Annotated in this window: 12 protein-coding genes; 5 read left to right on the top strand and 7 right to left on the bottom strand. The window is 39.8% G+C overall.

Annotated features, from left to right (window positions below; all coding sequences use genetic code 11):
• The first annotated feature begins 82 nt into the window (after positions 1–82).
• Complete coding sequence (locus BGO84_RS09325; protein WP_291028906.1) at positions 83–1195, top strand: IS481 family transposase; 1113 nt, start codon at positions 83–85, stop codon at positions 1193–1195.
• Positions 1196–1517: 322 nt separating this feature from the next.
• On the opposite strand, the gene BGO84_RS09320 is transcribed toward BGO84_RS09325, so the two are convergent.
• The 3 genes from BGO84_RS09320 to alaS form a co-directional block, all read right to left on the bottom strand.
• Positions 1518–3365, bottom strand: coding sequence for a DUF349 domain-containing protein (locus BGO84_RS09320; RefSeq protein WP_291028905.1), 1848 nt, complete (start codon positions 3363–3365; stop codon positions 1518–1520).
• Between the two features lie 125 nt (positions 3366–3490).
• Positions 3491–7093, bottom strand: a complete 3603-nt coding sequence (locus tag BGO84_RS09315) for a tetratricopeptide repeat protein (RefSeq protein WP_291028904.1) — start codon at positions 7091–7093, stop codon at positions 3491–3493.
• A gap of 416 nt (positions 7094–7509) precedes the next feature.
• A complete protein-coding gene (gene alaS, locus BGO84_RS09310; protein ID WP_291028903.1) occupies positions 7510–10128 on the bottom strand; it encodes an alanine--tRNA ligase in 2619 nt (872 codons plus the stop codon).
• A gap of 184 nt (positions 10129–10312) precedes the next feature.
• On the opposite strand from alaS, the gene BGO84_RS09305 reads away from it, so the two are divergent.
• Positions 10313–11284: a M23 family metallopeptidase gene (locus tag BGO84_RS09305; RefSeq protein WP_291028902.1), complete on the top strand. Its 972-nt coding sequence runs from the start codon at positions 10313–10315 to the stop codon at positions 11282–11284.
• Positions 11285–11291: 7 nt separating this feature from the next.
• Entirely contained in the window at positions 11292–11642 is a 351-nt protein-coding gene (locus BGO84_RS09300) for a MerR family transcriptional regulator (protein WP_283686065.1), read from the top strand.
• 92 nt (positions 11643–11734) lie between these two features.
• On the opposite strand, the gene BGO84_RS09295 is transcribed toward BGO84_RS09300, so the two are convergent.
• A complete protein-coding gene (locus tag BGO84_RS09295) occupies positions 11735–12409 on the bottom strand; it encodes a bacteriophage terminase small subunit (RefSeq protein ID WP_291028901.1) in 675 nt (224 codons plus the stop codon).
• Between the two features lie 401 nt (positions 12410–12810).
• Positions 12811–14559, bottom strand: a complete 1749-nt coding sequence (locus BGO84_RS09290; protein ID WP_291028900.1) for a phospho-sugar mutase — start codon at positions 14557–14559, stop codon at positions 12811–12813.
• A 440-nt stretch (positions 14560–14999) separates the two neighbouring features.
• Here BGO84_RS09290 and mgtE point away from each other — a divergent pair, with 440 nt between their 5' ends.
• Positions 15000–16382 carry a magnesium transporter gene (gene mgtE / locus BGO84_RS09285; protein ID WP_135105037.1) on the top strand — a complete coding sequence of 461 codons (1383 nt, stop codon included), beginning with the start codon at positions 15000–15002 and terminating at the stop codon, positions 16380–16382.
• Between the two features lie 125 nt (positions 16383–16507).
• Here the strand turns inward: mgtE and BGO84_RS09280 are convergent, their stop codons facing one another.
• Positions 16508–17362 carry a helix-turn-helix domain-containing protein gene (locus tag BGO84_RS09280; protein WP_291028899.1) on the bottom strand — a complete coding sequence of 285 codons (855 nt, stop codon included), beginning with the start codon at positions 17360–17362 and terminating at the stop codon, positions 16508–16510.
• A gap of 78 nt (positions 17363–17440) precedes the next feature.
• Here BGO84_RS09280 and BGO84_RS09275 point away from each other — a divergent pair, with 78 nt between their 5' ends.
• Positions 17441–18775, top strand: a complete 1335-nt coding sequence (locus tag BGO84_RS09275; protein ID WP_291028898.1) for a nucleoside hydrolase-like domain-containing protein — start codon at positions 17441–17443, stop codon at positions 18773–18775.
• Between the two features lie 60 nt (positions 18776–18835).
• On the opposite strand, the gene BGO84_RS09270 is transcribed toward BGO84_RS09275, so the two are convergent.
• Entirely contained in the window at positions 18836–21052 is a 2217-nt protein-coding gene (locus BGO84_RS09270) for a hypothetical protein (RefSeq protein ID WP_291028897.1), read from the bottom strand.
• Positions 21053–21076: the final 24 nt, after the last annotated feature.

Genomic DNA, 21076 nt, shown 5'->3' with positions numbered 1-21076 from the left:
TGATCTGACAGTTAAAGGGCAAACAATTAAGTTTGTATTGCATAAGTAAACAAAAAAGTTTAACCCTTTAAAATGTCAGAAAATGAGTTTAGAAACAAAAGTAATTAAAAGCCGTTTAGGATTGTTGTCCTTAGCAGAAGAATTAGGAAACGTATCGAGAGCCTGTAAGTATTTAGGCTATAGCAGGGAGACTTTCTATCGTTACAAGGAGTTATTTGAAGATGGCGGCGAACAAGCACTCAAGGACATGAACCGCCGGGTACCCAATGTGAAAAATCGCATAGAGGCACATATTGAAGAGCGCGTCGTAGCCTTTGCAGTTGAAAGCCCGGCTTTCGGTCAGACCAGAGCTTCGAATGAACTAAAGAAAGAAGGCTTGTTTATCTCTCCTTGTGGTGTTCGCTGTGTTTGGTTACGCCATGATTTGGAGACATTCCAAAAGCGTCTTAAAGCCCTTGAAACAAAGGTTGCACAGGAAGGTCTGATCTTGACTGAATCTCAGGTTGTCGCCTTAGAGAAAGCCAAAGAGGAAAAGGTTGCCCATGGTGAGATTGAAACGCACCACCCCGGTTTTCTCGGAGCACAGGATACTTATTATGTCGGTTACATCAAAGGTGTCGGTAAAATCTATCAGCAAACCTTTATCGATACTTATTCCAAAGTAGCTACAGCCAAACTCTATGACCGTAAGTTAGCTTTGGTCGCAGCCGATATGCTCAATGATAGGGTTATCCCTATGTATGACCAATATAGTATACCCTTGATGCGCATTTTGACCGACAGGGGTACTGAATATTGTGGAGCAAGGGAACATCATGAATTTCAGTTATATCTTGCTATCGAGGACATTGATCATACTAAGACTAAAGCAAAAAGTCCGCAGACAAATGGTATCTGCGAACGCTTCCATAGAACTATGCAGGATGAGTTCTATGCTACTGCATTCCGTAAAAAGATGTATAACACCATCGGGGAATTACAAGCTGATCTCGATGTTTGGTTGGAATACTATAACAATGAAAGACCCCATTCAGGCAAACATTGTTATGGTAAGACTCCAATGCAGACTTGGAATGACAGCCTTCATCTGGCAAAAGAGAAGTTATTATCCAATCATTATCAAAATGTTGTATCTTTGTCTGTGTCAGGTGAAGAGGAAACCGGCTCTGCCGGGGGGACAACCTGTCAGAAATAACCTGACTGACCGGAATGGTCAAGGGGGACGAAAATCCCCCTCTAATTATTATCCTATTCCAAGAAATTATGTCTTAGAAAACCCAAATATACAGCCTTGAAAAATTTGCCCGACTGTCAGATCTAGTCTAAACTTTTACAAATAATTGGCGGGCGTTGATTATTAATATATACATGATTGGTGAAGTCTGATTGTATAGAGTTGTTTTTTCATTAATTGTAAAACTTCGAGCAATACATTCGAACATATTGTGAACACTGTCAAAACAAAAAAGGTTGTCCATATTAGACAACCTTTCTTCTCTATGTATTTTCAATAAATTCTACTTTTCCAATTCATTCAGGTTCTCATCAAGAGCCTCTATTTTCTTAACAAGCAACTCCATTTCTTCTTTCAGCTTTTCAATCTTATTATTTACATCCTTCAACAGTCCACTAGCCCCTTTAGACGAAATAGAGAGGAAGTTCATGTTGTTTTCATAAGTCTGAAGATCTGATTTTACTTTATTGTACTGATGCATCAAATGATCACGCTCTCTGTACAAAGCTCTCTTAGGATTATCCTGTTTCGAAATGTCTTTTATATTCGATTTGAAAGATTCGAAGCGGCGTTCTGTCTTATCTACTTTAAGACGATCATAATGAGCATCAACAGCCTGATGGAATTCTTTATAAATTTTATCCTTTTCTTTGAATGGAACAAAACCGATCTTATGCCATTCGTCTGCTAACTCACGCACCTTAGCGATAAGTTCAGATGGATCCAAAGACTGATCAACATTTTTGATCTTCTCTATTATTTCTTTTTTAGCAGCCAGATTATCCAATTCTTCGCTCTTCTGAGAAGACTCATTCTTCTTCTTTTGTTCGAAGAAATAATCGCAAGCCGTTACAAATTCTTTCCATATAGCATCCGAGTATTTGCGAGGCACAGGCCCTATAGTCTTCCACTCTTTCTGTATAGCAATCAACTTATCTGTTGTAGACTTCCAGTCTGTACTATCTTTTAGGGCTTTTGCTTGTTCTGTCAATGCACGTTTCTTGTCCAGATTTTCGTCCATTTCACCTCTCACACCCTTAAAGAATTCACTCTTCTTTTCGAAAAATGCATCGCACAACGAACGGAACTCTTCAAATATCTGATTATTTACTTTTTTAGGAACAAAACCGATTGTCTTCCACTTAGCCTGAAGCTCTATCACTTCCTTGCTCTTTTCATCCCATTCTTTGAAAGAAGTCAAAGTAGAATAATCTATGTTTTTCAAGGCTTCACAAATTGCAGTCTTTTCAACCAGATTTTCTTCTTCCCTACCTTTGAGTGACTCGAAATGAGTCTGATATTTTTTATTTATAGCTGTAGAAGCGTTCTTAAATCGAGTCCAGATTTCTTCTCTCAGTTCTCTCGCAACAGGACCTATCTCGCGCCATTGCTGATGGAAATTCTGTAACTGATGAAAAGCCGAAACCGAATCAGTATCATCTATCAGTTTTTCTACCGATTCGCAAATCGCATTTTTGAGTTCAAGATTCTTCTTGAAATCATAATCACGAAATTCATTGTTGATCTTTATCAGATCATAAAACTTCTCTGTATATATTTGGTAAGATTTCCACAATTCTTTCTCTTTCGACTGAGGAACCGAGGTTACATCATTCCATCCCTGCTGTAAGTCTTTAAACTCTTTATACAGCTTATTGAAGTCATCAGAACTTTCGGTCAAGTTCTTAATTGACTCTATTATCTGAAGTTTTTTATTATAATTTTCTTCTTTAAGATTTTCTTCGGCTGCTGCCTGGCTTGCACGTTTTTCTTTTAATTCACTCAAGAAAGTTTTCAGCACATCCTCACTCGGATCAGGTGCAGGAACAAATGCTTCGGCATCGTTTCCGGCTTCAATAAATTGGGTCTTTTGCTCTTCTATAGCAGCAGAACGCAACTTATAAAAAGCTTGCTTAAGCGACTCTACTTCAGCTCTCGAAGGAATTTCAGTTTGTGCGGTCAAGTTTTTTAATTTTTCAATTATCTCATCTTTGGTCAAAGATACTTGCTTTGCCACCGAAGTCTCTGTAGATGTTTCCGATTGCTCTTTCGCTTCCTCTTCAACAGATTGGTTTGTAACTTCCTCTGGTAGATTATTTTCTGGCAATTCAGGATTTAGGTTCTCGTTCATATAGTTAGTTTTTAGGATGAAAGGCATAGCCTCTAGTAATTGATAAGGCAAATTAATGATTTTTTTTTGTTATTTCAACTATCAGAGCACACCTTTTTTAGTTTTTGATGCCAAAAGCTCATTTTTCATCTTTTTTCTTTCAAACGCTGCTTTCTTCTTTCTTCCGCTTCGCGCTCTTTTTGTTTGCGTTCCTGTTCTTTAACCTTTTCTTTTTCCTTCCGTTCTTTTTCGCGCTGACGCAAGCGTTCTTTCTGTTCACGTTCCTTTTGCTTACGGTCTGCCTCATTCTGTTTACGGGCATCTTCACGAGCCTTCACAGCAACTTTGGCTGCATCTTCTTTTTGCTTCTCTTCCAGTCGTTTTTGTTCCTCAACCTGCTTATTCGCAGTCTTAATAGAATCTTCGAGTGCTTTTTCTACATTCGCTATCGAGTCTGTTCGGGCTTTCTCTACTTTGTTGATAGAATCTAAGCGAATTCTTTCTATTGCTTTTTGTTGTTTTTCGTGTTCTTTACGCAATTTCTCATCTTCCTTGAGTTCTTGCTTTTCTTCTTTTGTCAGTTTTTCCCTATTCTTGTATCGGTCAAACAAACTCTTAATACCATCAACAGGATTGCTGACAACATTAGATATATCATCTATAACGTTATTTATTTCTCCGGCTTTTTGTAATTGATCTTTCGACAACAAGTCATCCCCTGTTATCTGTTTATCATTTACTTTCGTTTCAGGTTGTTTTTGTACAGGCTTTTCAGGCACGACAGGTCTTTGTGGTATAATTACAGGTTCTTTTACCAGTTCTTCAAGCTCTTTAACTTTACTCTCCTCTTTAGCCTCAACAGCTTCTGCTATTTCTACAGGCTGGTTAGATTCCATATATTCCACACCTCTCCATGAAGCTATCAACTGAGGGAATTGTTCTGAATAATGCTCTCTAAAGTATGCCATATATTTATCTAAGCCAAGACGAGGAAGCACATTGATATAATTATCTGTTGATATCGGCACTACAAGAATTGCCGTATCGAGGTGCTGTATGAGCCCTTCTTTGTTATATGCTTTCGATAGATATGACCTTATTGCTGCAAAAGAATTAAATCCTTTCATCTGCAATACCTCATACGGCGGATCTGTATCGAAGCTCAGGTCGAATGTCTGAATAACATAATTGGTAAAGTTATAGTCGGCCACCTGATACAGTAATTCGTTTCGGTCTATCGTCTTTGGTTTAAACATCAGCATCAACACATAAGGCACATCCAACGTGTCGGAGTATTGTAACGTTTTCCCTTTAGAAGCAAGCAAAGAATCAGCACCCTGATAAGCCTTACTCCAGTCGAATCCGGTGACGGGAGAACCATCCGAGAGTAATATTTTCCCGCTTTTCAGACGTTCGAGTATTTCGCCTGCCAAAGGAGTAATATCAGACTTCGGATATTTCTTCACTAAATCCGTCAAGCTCGCTTCCAGGTTGCCCGCATCACGTTCTTGAGCATAAGTCAATGCATTCAGTAAAGTAAAATTAGGCATCAGGTCAGTAAACGGATACTTGGTATTCATTGCTGTATAATTGCGCCTTACAGTTTCCACATCTGCGTGTTGATATGCTTTATAAGCTTCGTTGTAGAGAGAATCCTGCAAGCTAGCCATGTTTCGGAAATTCCATTCATAGTCGGGTTGAGAAACAGGCCCGGCGTACTTACCCGATACAAACTCATTCATCAGTTTAGATCGGTATATAGCCATCATATTATTATCTCCTAAACGCATATAAATAAGGAACAGTTGATAGTAAATTTCTTCCAGGTTAGGCGTATTAGGGAAACGGTGTATATTTGTATTAAAGGCATCGATAGCCAAATCCATATCTTGCAACTTATCTTTATATATCAGCCCCATCTTATACAAGGCATCCTCGATAAGGACATTCGATTCTTTAATAGCTTCGGGAGTCAGAGGTAATTGTTGCAAATAATAATCAACGGAATATTCATCATCAACGGCATTCTTTGGTTTGTTGAGTTCTTCATTCTGAGCTTGAAGCTCCTTTATCCGATGCACTTCTGTATTCAGTGAATCGGTTTCTTGCGCGGCATCTACCTCATCAAAAATCGCTGTAGAGCGCTTATTACGTCTGCGCCAATCATCTTCCAGCTTACGATTTCCCCATTGTTGTTGAAATGCTATCTTACCCTGATTTACTGCTTGTTCGTTATAGAAATAGAATGTAGCTGCACCTTGCTGTGTAATAACAGGGGGGGCTACTGGCGTCTTGTTAGATTGGTCAAACAGTTGTTCATTTATATCATCCCAAGACGATATGCGCTCCTGTCGTTCTTCGATCCGCCTTTGGGTATCCTCTTCTTCTTGCCTTTTTGCTTCTTCTTTTTTAAGATCTTCTATTTTTTCATTGATAATGCGAAAACGTTCCTCTTCGGGAAGTTGAGCTATATATTGCAAACTATCTTGTTCTTCTACTACTTTAACATGTACAACCAGTTCATCTAGTACACTCGACCTTAAAGATACTTTTGGATAATCGTGATGAGATTTATTCAATTGAGGCAAAGCTTCTGAATAGCACGGTTGAGCCAAGACAAATTTGCGCTTAAGAAAATATAGGTCTCCGAGTTTTATCTGAGCCATTGCTTTGTCGTATCCATTACGGGTACTCTCTTTCGCTCCTTTTTTATAGCTTTCAACAGCCTTCAAGGTATCTGTTTTCTGAAGATATATGTCTCCCAAAGTAGTATATATCTGATCGAGATATTCTTTGTTACGTGACTTCTTAGACATACCCGACAGTATGGATAATGCCTTTGTCTTTGCCGGAGAGTCATCCAGCTCTATTTGTCTGAGTTGTGCATTGAATGTATACTTATAAGGTGTACTCATACCCTTAACAGACGCGAACGCCTTATCTGCTTTGGCTTTGTCTCCCAGCTGAGCATAAAGCTGCCCCAAAAGATATTTCATGCGGGTCTTTTGATGCTTATTCTTTTCGCTCTTTATGGCTATCTCCAATTGAGGTATGGCAGCATCATACTCATTATTACAAACCAGATAGTTGGCTTTCACCAATGCATAAAAACCTTTATGCTTTTCGGGGGGTCCTCCTGCTATCTCTATTTTATGTAAGATATCTCCGGCTTCATACATCCATCCCATTTCAGTATATGCACGGGCTATCCACAACTGACACTCAGCAACAATCTCGGGATTGGTACTGTATATTTTGGTTATATACAGGAACGTACTGACAGCTTGCAAATAGTTCCCATCCTGAAATTCGGCTTTCGCCAGCAACAGCCATACCTGATCCATAAACGGAGTATATTCTTTTTGACGAAGCCACGCCTGATATTCGGCATCGTTTCGCCTATCGGGATCACGTTTGGGTTTTGCAGTTATCGAATGCAGCTTGATCGCTTTGGTTGTTTTGTCTATAGTGGTTGTAAAATTCCCCGATGATGCACCAAGTGAGTCCGTACTTTTCGGGAAAATATAGACCAATTGCGAAAGATTGTCTTCCCTCCCCTTCTCTTTTGCTTCGAGCGCTTCTTTGTAAGCTATATCAGCATTGTAGTGTATATTATAACGTGTATTCACCGAATGGTAAAAACGTGTCAAGGCGGTGTTCTTCTTATTAGAACATGACGATGTGATAAGGAGGATAAACAATACACCAAATCCTATGTATAGTGTACGTACTAGATTATTTTGTGACACGTATAAACCAACAGCTGATTAATCATATATAAAACACAAAAATAAGCATTTTATTGTTTTATATCCTATCATCGCTTTTGTGCAAGTCTTCAATTATCAATATCCGGATCTAATCTTTTTCATTATACCCAAAAGTATATATACTATCTATATATGAATACAGATATAGTCAAGCCCCAAAAGAATGGGTACCAAGAGCTAAAAAATAAGCTTTCAGCTACACAAACTTAACGTGTACATATATAAACCAGTACCAGCACAAGAAAAAGTGCAGCAGATACAATTAACATTGCTTTTCTCATATTCATTTATGGTATTAGGATTTCCACGAAGATATAAGATTTTGGATAAATAGAAACAAAAAGAGCCAAAATTTAACTTTCGGCTCTTTCTATATTAGAATAAAGGATATTTCCTTATTTTATCTTTTCCATTATTTCGTTCAAAGCCTTTGTCAAACCTTCGGTATTTTTACCACCGGCTGTAGCAAAGTGAGGTTGACCTCCACCTCCACCTTGAATATGCTTAGCGGCATCACGCACCAGTTGGGATGCATTCAATCCGTGATCCTTTACTAGGTCGTCGCTTAGCATCACAGTAAGTAATGGTTTTCCTTCGTATTCGGTAGCTCCTACAAAAGCTGTATTTTCTGCGAATTGACCTTTTATCTGGAAAGCGATATCCTTTACAACTTCACCCGGAAATGGGCCATTCAATACATAGAAATCAATACCATTTATAACCTGCTTTTTCTTTATCAGAGCATCTTTAATCTGAACTGTCTTTTCCTTTACATACTCTTCAACGGTCTTCTTCATTTCGGCATTTTCCTCAAAGAATTTACGAAGAGCCTGAGTCAGATTTGGAGTATTGTTAAACAGGGATTTCACCTCTGTCAATATATCTTGTTGAGCATAAAAGTAGTCTTCGCAAGCCTCAGCCGTAATTGCTTCTATACGGCGGATACCAGCAGCAATCGAACTCTCGTTGATAATACGGAACGAACCGATACGTCCTGTAGAAGATATATGAGTACCTCCACAAAGTTCTACTGAATCGCCAAAGCGTATTACACGTACATCTTCACCATACTTTTCGCCAAATAGAGCCATCGCACCCATTTCTTTCGCTTCGGCAATAGGTACATGACGCATTTCCTCACGAATGATGTTCTCTCTGATCTTACCTGTCACATAACGTTCTACTTCACGAATCTCCTTGTCTGTCAACTTTTGGAAATGAGAGAAGTCGAAGCGAAGAACAGATGGAGATACATACGACCCCTTTTGTTCTACGTGACTACCCAGTATTTCACGCAGTCCTTCGTGCAACAAGTGCGTTGCAGTATGGTTGCACTCTGTTGCTGTACGGTTCTTCAGATTGATACGGGCTATAAATGTAGCTGTCAGATCTTGAGGAAGCTTATTAGACAAATGTACTGCCAGATTATTTTCACGCTTAGTATCCGATATTTCGATTGTTTCGTCATCGGTTGCAAGCCAACCACTATCACCTACCTGTCCTCCCATTTCAGCATAAAATGGAGTGCGACTCAGTACAATCTGATAAAACTCGCTATTCTTTTGTTTTACCTTACGGTAACGTAATATTTCGGTTTCACATTCAGTGAGGTCATAACCTACAAACTCTGGATCACCGTCCTTCAATGTCACCCAGTCTTCTGTTTCTACTGCTGCGGCATTGCGGGCACGGTCTTTTTGTTTTTGCATCTCTGCCTTAAAGCCGGCTTCATCTACAGACATACCATTCTCTTTCAGAATCAGCTCTGTAAGGTCGAGAGGAAATCCGTATGTATCATACAGAGTAAAGGCTTCAATACCGCTTAGGACTGTCAATCCTTTTGCTTTTGCATCAGCTATTTGCTTATCTAATAATTTTATCCCTGTCTCTAATGTACGCAAGAAAGACTCTTCTTCTTCCTTCATTACTTTTTCAATCAGCGTCTGCTGTTGGATAAGCTCAGGATAAGCATCTCCCATTGTTTCTATCAATGCAGGTAGCAGCTTATACATAAACGACTTGTGCTGATCAAGGAACGTATATCCATAACGAACGGCACGGCGAAGAATACGACGAATCACATATCCCGCTTTGGCATTCGATGGCAACTGCCCGTCTGTTATAGAAAATGCAATAGTACGCACATGATCGGCTATCACACGCATCGCAATGTCTTTCTTCGTATCGTCACCGTATGTAGTGTTAGCCAAAGCCCCAAGAGCCTTTATTATAGTCTGGAATACATCTGTATCATAGTTCGATGTCTTCCCTTGAACAGCCATACACAAACGTTCGAATCCCATCCCTGTGTCAATCACTTTAGCAGGAAGCGGATCAAGCGACTTGTCGGCTTTACGGTTGTATTGCATAAACACGAGGTTCCAGATTTCTACAACCTGAGGGTCACTCTGATTCACCAATGTCAGCCCATCAACTTTTGCACGTTCTTCATCCGAACGTAAATCTATATGTATTTCGGAGCAGGGACCACAAGGACCTGTGTCACCCATTTCCCAAAAGTTATCTTTCTTGTTGCCATTGATAATCCGGTCTACCGGCAAATACTTTTCCCAATAGGCTGCCGCTTCATCGTCACGAGACAAGCCTTCGGAAGGGCTGCCTTCGAAAACAGTAACATAGAGACGGTTTTTATCTAATGCCAAAACTTCTGTCAGATATTCCCACGCCCATTCGATCGCCTCTTTTTTGAAATAGTCTCCAAAAGACCAGTTTCCAAGCATTTCGAACATCGTGTGATGGTAAGTATCGTGCCCTACCTCTTCCAAATCGTTATGCTTCCCACTTACTCGAAGGCATTTTTGAGAATCGGCTACACGTGCATACTTGATTGGCGCATTACCCAGAATAACATCTTTAAACTGGTTCATACCCGCATTAGTAAACATCAGTGTAGGGTCACCCTTGATCACCATCGGTGCCGATGGTACAATTTTGTGCTCTTTAGATGCAAAGAAGGATTTAAACGATTCACGAATTTCTTTAGAAGTCATCATATTTTTAAAATTAGTAAATTAGCCAATTAGCAGACATCGGATACACTCCTAACTGTTTGCTAATTTTCACATTTTCATGTTGCCACATTAATTTCTGTTTCTTTATTATAATCAATTTGCAAAAATAGCGCAAAAACTTTACTTTTGTCGAACTCGCGAAAATAAAAATGACAGGAACCATAAAATGAAGCGAAAAGTATATTACAGATACAATCCGCAAACACTCACATATGACAGAATTTATCCTAGCCGCAAAGATAGGATAATTGTGGTTTTCCGTCACCTGATATCGGGTATTGTAGTTGGTATAGTCGGTCTGATAGCAGTTACCTATTTCTTCGATACGCCTTGGGATAAAGCCCAGAAGAAAGAAGATGAACTGATCCGTGCGCAGTACGAAGTCTTGTCTAAGCGGATGGACGAAGTCATAAATGTGATCGGAGACATACAACAACGAGACGACAATCTCTACAGGGCAATATTCCATGCAGACCCTATCCCCTCCTCTATCCGAAGTTCGGGAGTCGGAGGTATCGGAAGGTACGATTACCTGATGGAGTTGAAAAGCCCCGATTTGATTATCCAAACTACAAAGAAGATGGACTTCATCGAAAAGCAAATCTATATACAGTCTAACTCGTTTGATGAGGTGCTCAGCCTTGCCAAAAGCCAAAAAGATCGTCTGAAACATATACCAAGCATACAACCTGTACCCGACAGATACCTGAAACAAGTAGCCTCGGGATACGGCACACGCATCGACCCTATTTATGGTACAGCCCGCTTTCATGCAGGAATGGACTTTGCCGCAAACATAGGAACACCCGTGTATGCGACCGGCGATGGGACAATAATAGAGGTAGGCTGGAAGCAGGGATATGGTAAATGTATTATGATCAGTCATGGTTATGGCTATGAAACGTTATATGCTCACCTCAACGAATACAAGGTACGCCTAGGACAAAAGGTTACCCGTGGCGAGCTGATCGGAGAAGTGGGCAACACCGGAAAATCGACAGGTCCGCACTTGCACTACGAGGTACACGTAAAAGGTCAGCCCGACAATCCGGCCAAATACTACTTTATGGATCTCTCTCCTGCTGAGTATGATAAGATGTTACAAATTGCCGCTAACCACGGACAGGTAATGGATTGATGCTGCTATGAAAATCGATTTCGAAAATAGTAACCGCCTGTACTACTCGCTGAGAGAAGTTGCTTCGCACTTTAAAGTGAACGAATCGCTGCTCCGTTTTTGGGAAGGTGAGTTTGACATCATCAGACCAAGGAAAACGGAAGGAGGTACACGCCAGTACACAAAAGCCGATATCGAAAACATTGCCATCGTTTATCATTTAGTAAGAGAAAAAGGTCTTACCCTCGAAGGTGCACGCCAGACCCTAAGACAGAAAAAAGACGAAGAAGCCCGCAAAATTCAGGTTATCCAAAAACTGGAACAAATAAAAAAAGAGCTAATGGATATGGAACGGGAGTTCGACGACTCTATCGATTGAAATAATCTATATTTTCACCTCGCTTTGTCTTCTTCCTCCAACTATTTCTATAAAAAGTAACAAAAGTAACACATATCCCCCTTTTTCAGTCGTCACCCTCTGTAACGGTATCCGGGAGGCAACGGCCCTGTGTTCAGATTGGGAATGATAACATGTTTTGATTTTTTCTTTGGCTGAGTCTCTACCTCCGTATTAGCTTCCTTTATTGCTAAGGGTTTATCGGACGGTTTAATTGCCTGATCGTCTGCAACTGCTTCCTCTTTTTTCTTTTGTTCTACCGAATGATTATTTCTAAGATTTTCACGCAAGAGATTTAAACTCTCTGCTGTGGTAGGATCGCGCACCACGATTGTTAAAGCAGGTTCTTGCTTATACTCTGCCTCTTTCTCTTCTTTGGCTTCATTTTGTAACAATACCAGTTTTATGGCATGGGTATCCGGAGCATATTCCTTTTGCCTGACAGTCCGGGATTTTAACACTAACTTTTCAGGATTGCTCTCATCGGGGACATACACTGTCCGGGTTTCGGTGAGGGTATAGCCTTCCAGCTTCTTCTTCAACGAATTGCGTGCCACCATCAGGAGTTTGTCGTCTCGACATTCTATCGCTCTTTCAACAGCCTCGTTAAACTCGGGTTTTGTTTTACGCCATTCATAAAATGTTTTTCGATTTATATTCAATGCATTACATATTTCCGAAATACTATATATATCTTCTTCGATAAAAGAAATTATCCTTTCTACCAATCGCTCTGTGTACTTTGCCATATCTATTATAAATTAAGTGCTAGGAATAAATTTATTGTCGCCTTTTTTATCATCCTGTGTCTTTAAAGAGTCACTATACTTCGTTGCCTCACCATAACAAAAGACTATAAGACAATAATTATGATTGATTACTATAATAGATAAAATTGGACAAAAATGATAAAGGGGCATTTTTAAAGCAAAACAGGGTTCTTGCTATTCTATGTTAAAATCTTTCATACGAGATCGTTCGTATTATTCAGTATAATAAATTGTGTTTTGGAAGTATGAGCAGTGGCTTGTTCCTGCCCATCTATATCCGACAACCACAAGATAGCCCCTGCATACACATATACGAAAAAGCACCTCTAAGTCTGATTCATAGACTTAGAAGTGCTTTATATTCATTCTTCGGGCAATTCTTATATGCCCAAATCTTTACATACTTGTTCTATTTTCTTTTCAGTAGCAGCATTCACTGCATCGTATTCTTCACGTGATTTCAGCTTGTCCTGAACTTCTATGTAGAACTTTATCTTCGGTTCTGTTCCCGAAGGACGGATTGATACTTTCGTTTTATCCTGTGTAAAGTATTGAAGTACGTTCGAAGTAGTAGGCATCTCAAGAGTATATTCTTCATTGATGCTAAAATCTTGTGCCTTCAATGTCACAAAGTCTTTGATCAATATCACTTTCGAGCCGGCTATTTCTTTGATCGGATTTTCTCTGAAATTTTTCATCATCGCTTCTATTTCTTCAGCACCGCTCCTACCTTCTTTCGTTACCGAAATACCTTTCTCTTTAGAGAATCCATATTCCACATAGATATCCTGAAGCATTTCGTACAATGTTTTTCCGTTGTCTTTTGCCCATGCGGCGATTTCACCAAACAAGATGGCAGCAGAAACAGAATCCTTATCACGCACAAAGTCTTCAGCCAAGAATCCGTAACTTTCTTCACCCCCACCTATATAATTACGCTTACCTTCCAGCTCACGCATTACAGCAGCTATCCATTTAAAGCCGGTGTAGCACTCAAACATCTCCACGCCATTCTTCTCAGATACAACCTGAGTCAAAGCACTGGTAACGATTGTACGTACTGTATAGTCTTTCTTTGAGAGCAATCCCAATTCCTTACGGCGTGTGATTATATAATAGATAAGGATAAGCATTGTTTGGTTACCGTTGAGCAAGATAAATTCTCCTTTATCGTTGCGGATACCTGCACCAAAACGGTCAGCATCAGGGTCGGTAGCAAATACCAACTCGGCATTTGTTTCTTCTGCTTTTTTCACAGCCAATGCCATAGCGGCAGGATCTTCAGGGTTTGGAGATATCACTGTAGGGAAATCGCCACTCAACACATCCTGTTCAGGTACGTTGATAATATTGGTAAACCCGCATTCTTTTAGTGCTTTAGGGATAATTGTAAATCCTGTACCATGCAGAGGCGTATAAACAATACCGATATTTGCATGACGCTTGATCGAATCGGGAGAAAGAAGCAATGTTTTCAAGTCCTGTATATAGGCATTGTCCATATCCTTACCGAGTATTTCGATCAGCTTTTTATCACCGCCTTTAAATTTGATCTGATCCACTTTCACTCTGTTAACCTCAGCGATAATGCTCTTATCATGCGGAGGGATAACCTGCGCACCGTCTTCCCAATATACCTTATAACCGTTATATACTTTCGGGTTGTGAGAAGCTGTAATCATTATACCACTCTGACAGCCTAGTTTGCGGATAGCATACGAAATTTCGGGAGTAGGTCGTAAGTCTTCGAACAGATATGCCTTGATTCCGTTTGCAGCAAAAATATCTGCCGAAATTTCGGCATACAAACGGCTATTGTTACGACAATCGTGGCCGATCACTACTTTTATTTCTTTTAATGAAAAAAACTCCTTCAATAGATAATTAGCCAGCCCTTGTGTTGCACCTCCGATTGTATATATATTCACGCGGTTGGTACCCACACCCATAATTCCGCGAAGACCTCCTGTCCCAAATTCAAGATCTTTGTAAAAAGATTCTATAAGCTCCGTTTTATCTTCTTGATCTAACAATGCCTGAACTTCTTTTCGTGTATCGGCATCGTATTTTTCCGACAACCATGTTTTTGCTTTAGCTGTTACCTGTGCCAGCAATTCACTGTTTTCCATGCTTTCTTCTTTATTTTAGTTTTATATTGATCTAAACAAAAATGCGAATAACAAAAATAACAATTTTTTGCTTTGAGGGGGCAAGAAGATATAAGAAATATAGTCTTTTGCTATACACCCGCTAATCATATTCTTTAACCTATTGATTATTCACACAAAACTAAATAGGTGAATACTAAAAACATAATAAAGTATAATAAAACCTAATCACTCCGTATTGCATCCATTTAAGAAAAGTTCTTTTTGGCGGTTCTCGAAGAAAGTATTACTTTTGCAGCGGTTTTAACGCCCCCTACTCATTTGGGCTAGTATTCACTAAAAATTAAGAATCATGGACGAAGACCCGTATCCGAGTTACAGAAACAAAACTAAAGTATTAACCTCTCTGTAAAGGGTCTTATTGTGATTTCCTTACAGAGATAAAGTAAGGAGATTGCATCATGAGTGAAATAATAATCCGCCTCCAACAGCTTATTGAAGACAAAAGCTGGAAAATCGTAAAACAAGAACTTAACAACCTCGATTCTGTTCAGATAGCAGAAATCATTGCCGACATACCAAAGTCTGATCAGATCATTTTATTCCGCCTGTTGCCACAAGAATTGGCAAAGGAGACTTTCAAACGCCTTTCTCACGACGAAAAAGAAGATATAATCGAAGGACTGGCTGTTAACATCAATGTAGTAACATCTCTTCTTAATGATCTTGATCCGGACGACCGTACAGCCTTCTTTGAAGAACTGCCAGGCGAAGTAAGCCAGCGTCTGATGCAGATACTATCGGACGAAGAAAGAGAAATCACCACCAAGCTACTGGGCTTCCCCAAAGATAGTATCGGACGTCTGATGACACCCGAATACGTCGCGGTAAGACCATACTACACAGTAGAACAGGCTATAAACCATATCCGCAAGTTCGGACGAGACTCCGAAACACTGAATGTAATATACATCGTAGATGATAATTGGAAGCTTATCGCCGATATCCGCATCAAGGAAATAATTTTGGCTTCTGCCAATCAGACCATCGGCGAGCTTAGCGACAATCGTTTAATCTCGCTTAACGCATACGACGACCAGGAAGTTGCCGTAAAAATATTCTCCGACCACGACCGTGTAGCTTTACCCGTAACCGACACCAACGGCACACTGCTGGGTATTGTTACCATCGACGACGTAATGGATGTGGCAGAAGAAGAGAGCACAGAAGACTTCCAAAAGTTTGGGGGTACAGAAGGTCTCGACCTCTCATATACCAAAACATCACTGACTGAAATGGTGAGAAAACGTGCCGGATGGCTAGTTGTCCTCTTTTTAGGGGAGATGCTCACTGCATCAGCAATGGGGCACTTCGACGAAGAGATAGAGAAAGCCGTAGTGTTGGCCTTGTTTGTTCCACTGATCATTTCAAGCGGGGGTAACTCGGGCTCGCAGGCTGCCAGTCTTATTATCCGTGCTTTGGCTCTGGGCGAACTAAAGCTGAAGAACTGGTGGTATGTGATGAGAAAAGAGATTTTATCAGGTCTGCTTTTGGGTTCTATCCTCGGTGTAATAGGTTTTACCCGAATATTTATATGGCAAGAACTGGGTTTATACGACTATGGTGAATATTGGGTATGGGTTGCTTTGAGTGTATCCGTTTCGCTCATATTCATTGTTTTGTGGGGAACGTTCTCCGGTTCGATGATCCCCCTCCTGCTAAAAAAAATAGGATTAGACCCCGCTACTGCATCAGCTCCGTTTGTAGCAACACTGGTAGATGTTACCGGACTGATCATCTATTTCTCTATTGCAGCGATGTTCTTAAGCGGAAAACTACTCTAACAAACTAATTATATTAAAAGTAAAAAGCGGCTGGCTTAAATTTATCTCTCCTCTCAACATAACAGAGAGACGATAGTCTTAAGCCAGCCGTTTTATAAAGCAAAAGACTTAGAGCATAATTTATATTAAATATTTAGCTTAGAGTACCTTTTCCTATATTCGACCGGTCTATATGCTGTTAGTTTTAAGAATGCTGCATTAAAGCGGCTAATCGAATTGAATCCACAATCAAATGCAATTTCGGTGATACTTAGATCTGACAACACAAGTTTCCTTTGAGCATGGGCAATTCGTTCTTGAATCACATATTCATACAACGTACAACCGAATGCCTTCTTAAAGATAGAATTAGCATAATCCGGATGCAGTCCGACAGCCTTTCCTATTTCCGACACATTAAGAGGTTGAGAATAATTCTGAGAAATATAAACAACGATTCGCTCTATTAAACTTAGCCCAGGTATAAAACTTGAAGATTTCTTCTCATGCGAACTAACATTATTTGACATTCTGAGTAAACGCGCATGCATTTCTAAAGAAATAAGTTCAACACCATTGCTTTCCTTTATGTCACTTAACCAGTTCTTTATCATAAACTCATCGTGAATAGAGAAGTGGCTTCTTGTCTCAATAAAGACTTTCCCTTTAAATATCTCATCTATGAAAGACGGCGGAAATTTCCATAATAAAAACTGTGTCAGAGGTATTGTACAAACATAGTAGGGTTTATCTCCTTCGTAACCTATGATTTGATGAGGAATAAGTCCCCAAAACAGCACCAACCTTTTGGAGGGGACAATTACTTTACGGTCTTGAAATAGATATGTTATATTCCCTGAGGGGAAGTAATTTAGTTCTATTTCATTATGCCTGTCTGGTTTTGGCATCAAACTGGGAGTCCATAATTCACACGTTAAACCATAAGGAGTAAAGTTCTCTCTATTTTGATTAAACGTATTTAATTTCTCGGGATATGACATGTTTTAAACAAAAATCAATTTGTGCAACCCAAAGCTAGAAATTAAATTTACAGTTTAAAATTATTTTCTCCAAATACCATGAATAGAATAATCTTTTTCTCTTTAGCATTGTTTCTATTAGGCGAATATTGTTTAGCTCAGATTCATCCTAGCGATAAGCATAGATTAATTGTTACTACAGACCTTGGGGGTACCGATCCGGATGACGTCCAATCCATGATCCATTTGTTGGTATGCTCCAATATGATCAATATAGAAGGACTGATCAGTTCTCAGGTATGGGTAGACGATCCGGATAAAACCGCTTATATAAAGCAGCTTGTCGAATCTTTCGGTGAAGTTTTACCCCGTTTAAAGATACATGCGGAAGGCTATCCGGAGATAGATTACCTTCTATCAATTATAAAAAGAGGACAAGAATATTCCAACATGGCCGGCGTGGGTGATGGGAAAGATTCGCCGGGGTCAGAACTCATTATCAAAGCCGTTGACAAAAGAGATGACAATCGCCCCGTATGGCTTGCCGCCTGGGGTGGAATGAACACGATAGCACAAGCATTATGGAAAGTGGAGCATACACGGAGTAAAAAAGAGTTCAAAGCCTTTGCCGATAAAATACGGATTTACGATATACTGGGGCAAGATGATGCAGGTGCATGGATAGCCAAAAAATTTCCAAATATTATATACATCCGCAATAAGCAAGTATACGGTTGGGGACCTTCTGACAATTGGATCAGGGAAAACATTCAAAGCCGCAAACCGTTAGGAAGTCATTATCCTAATCGTATTTGGGCACCTGAGGGTGATTCTCCTTCTTTCTTTTATGTGTACGCCAATGGATTGAATGTACCCGAAGAAATCGACTATGGCGGTTGGGGAGGACGTTTCTATAAAGAAAAGCAGATGGGGATACGCGGTATGGATTTCATTGAGAAAAGTGGAAAAGACGAAACCCAATACGATCCCTATTATATGTATGGAAGCAGCAAAGAGGGTATCGGAGCTATAAATAAATGGAAAGAACACATCTGGAATAATTTTGCAGCCCGTATGCTGTGGACAACGACAAGCAACTATTCTGAGGTAAATCATCACCCTAAAGCAACGATAGAAGGAGATAACTCACTGAAATGTATCTATAGAAATGCAAAAGCAGGAGATTATCTGATTTTTGATGCCTCGGAATCGACAGATCCCGATGGCGATCGATTAGATTATAAATGGTTCGTATATAGCGAGCCTAGTACATACAAAGGTTCAGTGAATATAGAAAATACTAACGCATACTCCTGCAAAGTAGCCATACCTTCCGATGCGTCGGGCAAGACGATACATGTTATACTCGAGTTAACTGACAATGGAACTCCTACTTTAACCGCTTACAGAAGAATCGTAATTAATGTACGTTAAGCTATATGGCTTTTATAGATGACGATTAAACAATGTATTTTATTCAAAAACACCTTCTATTTATCCGACTCCGTATTTGATCTGATCGAATAAGAATGGAAATATTTTTGCGTCTACTCCATGATTCATAAGGCTTTCCCTATCTGCTTCGAACAACATTGCAAACAACTCGAAGTCATTCTCTTTATATACAGCTTGCTTATAATGCTCGATAGCTTCTTTCATATTACCGGCGCAAAGGTCTACATGTCCGGCATTTAAAAAATCATGTATCGTAGGTTTTCTTTCTAAAATTTGATTGTAATATTTTTGAGCTAACTCGTATTTCCTCAACAGGAATGCAGTCCACGCAATAGGACGCTGTGCTTTTGTGCCCTTGGAGTCTAATAGTTCTACCTTAAAATACGTATTCAAGGCCTGCTCATAATCGTTCATCTCCAGATAGCAATGTCCTATATTCAGCTCCGTGTTTATATTATCAGGATTCAGTTTTGCTGCCTTCTGATAGTAATACAATGACATATCCGGCTTCTTCAATGTTCGGTATATCTGTGCTATACGTCTTATGATCCACGAATTATCGGGTCTCAGCACATCTGCCTGCAAGTAAGCAGCCAAAGCACCGTCCTGATTGTTGAGCATTTGCTTGCAATACCCTATCTTTTGCCAGATATCATCATTCTGACTATCAATATCAATCAAGCGATTGAAAACATCCAAAGCCTCACTGAAATTGTTTTTATCGAAACAATACTGAGCAATCTTCCTCATACTTTCTTCATCGGATATCAATGGAGCTATGGATTTCTTGTCATAGAAATTCAAACTCAGCTTGAAGACATCAAAGAAGTTGTTGCGATATGGATGTAATTTAAAGAAACGATACAAGTCTTGAATATATTGATTTGAAGTAACCTCATCATCGATAGTAGGATTCATTGCTTGTGCCTCTTTTTGCAGCTGCTTGATTTCCTCCGATTCGGCACCCATCCGTCCCATCATCATATCCCGTTGTGCGGGAGATATCTGTAACAGGCTTAAGCAAAAAGAATACTTGTCGGAGTTGCACATATGCCCCGAATCGAGAACGGCGGTCTTCAACAAATTACTTCCGCTATCTTCGGGAAACAGGCTCATAAGCTCAGAGTATGAAGGATCGAAAGGCATAAACCAATTGCTCATTTCGGAAAAGAAAGAAAAGTGCTTTAATCCCGAAAAAGTGGAATGAAACACATCGGCTCCTTCCATTTGCAAATTAGAATATTCTTGCAGCTTTTTACCAAGCCCCGACTCTTCAAGTTCCTTTTGCCATTCAGGATTTTTTTCCGAGAAGTCCGTATCACCCCCCATCAGCTCTTCCATATTCAATTTGCGACCCGCCAGATTATTAAATTTCATCATCTCAGGCAAAATCTCCTCCCGGATCTTCTTACTAATCTGCTCGGTCTCGCGCGAACGAATCAGCTGAATCACAACACGGCGAACAGCCCTGCGGAATTCCTGATTTTCGGACATAATATCCAATTGGCTTTGCAGCTCAGGATACAATGACCAACGCACATCGTACATTTGCATGAGAATCACAAGACCTACAATAGCCCTGACCCGCAGTTGCATATTGTCGGAAAAAGATGTGTACATCAACACCTGCACTTTTCTATAGTCGAAACGATGAAACAAGCTTAGAGACAGAGCGGACAAAAACAGGCTCTTTTCTCTTACAGGCATCACCTCGTTTTCGAGAAAAGAGATATAATCATTATAGTCGCTTTCTTCGGCTCGGGGAGAGACATATACTTTGGAGAATAAATCGGAAGCTATACGTTCACGCCTTACCGCCAAATCAAGTTTTCGCTGGTTCTTTTCTTCTCCCGCCTCAAGTAAATCGACAATAGACATAGAATCGGAAATATCCTTCAACTGCTTCAAATAATCAGGCAGCGTATTCGTCTTTAATCTATTTATCCGATACTTTTCATAAAATATATTGGTCGACTCTATATTTAACAGTTCATCGGCAACATCGTCTGTCAGCTCATATAGAGACCTTAGGAGGTTACGATACACATTATCCCGTTCGGTATCTTCAACACCTTCAAACAGGTAATGAAGCATATATTTGTAGTTTGTCTCCAATTCGCTCAATGTTTCAGACACTTTCCAATCCTGAAGGTTTACGACCAACTTTGTCAGTGACTCAAACACATCTTTCAACTGTCTTTTTGACAGGTTTTGAAGTATTTCTTTTTTAAGAGCTATTATATCGCGACTGTTCATTCTTTAATACTATGTATGGGTTAT

Origin of the sequence: Dysgonomonas sp. 37-18 (assembly GCF_001899125.1) — a bacterium.
Lineage (GTDB): Bacteria > Bacteroidota > Bacteroidia > Bacteroidales > Dysgonomonadaceae > Dysgonomonas.
Note: the sequence above shows the minus strand (reverse complement) of the source record. Positions and strands in the feature narration are given on the sequence as shown.

What these genes read in the sequence shown, in the direction of transcription:
- BGO84_RS09275 (WP_291028898.1), top strand. Translation starts at nt 17,441, where the DNA reads ATGAATAGAATAATCTTTTTCTCTTTAGCATTGTTTCTATTAGGCGAA.
- BGO84_RS09320 (WP_291028905.1), bottom strand. Translation starts at nt 3,365, where the DNA reads ATGAACGAGAACCTAAATCCTGAATTGCCAGAAAATAATCTACCAGAG.
- BGO84_RS09280 (WP_291028899.1), bottom strand. Translation starts at nt 17,362, where the DNA reads ATGTCATATCCCGAGAAATTAAATACGTTTAATCAAAATAGAGAGAAC.
- mgtE (WP_135105037.1), top strand. Translation starts at nt 15,000, where the DNA reads ATGAGTGAAATAATAATCCGCCTCCAACAGCTTATTGAAGACAAAAGC.
- BGO84_RS09300 (WP_283686065.1), top strand. Translation starts at nt 11,292, where the DNA reads ATGAAAATCGATTTCGAAAATAGTAACCGCCTGTACTACTCGCTGAGA.
- alaS (WP_291028903.1), bottom strand. Translation starts at nt 10,128, where the DNA reads ATGATGACTTCTAAAGAAATTCGTGAATCGTTTAAATCCTTCTTTGCA.
- BGO84_RS09290 (WP_291028900.1), bottom strand. Translation starts at nt 14,559, where the DNA reads ATGGAAAACAGTGAATTGCTGGCACAGGTAACAGCTAAAGCAAAAACA.
- BGO84_RS09270 (WP_291028897.1), bottom strand. Translation starts at nt 21,052, where the DNA reads ATGAACAGTCGCGATATAATAGCTCTTAAAAAAGAAATACTTCAAAAC.
- BGO84_RS09295 (WP_291028901.1), bottom strand. Translation starts at nt 12,409, where the DNA reads ATGGCAAAGTACACAGAGCGATTGGTAGAAAGGATAATTTCTTTTATC.
- BGO84_RS09305 (WP_291028902.1), top strand. Translation starts at nt 10,313, where the DNA reads ATGAAGCGAAAAGTATATTACAGATACAATCCGCAAACACTCACATAT.
- BGO84_RS09325 (WP_291028906.1), top strand. Translation starts at nt 83, where the DNA reads ATGAGTTTAGAAACAAAAGTAATTAAAAGCCGTTTAGGATTGTTGTCC.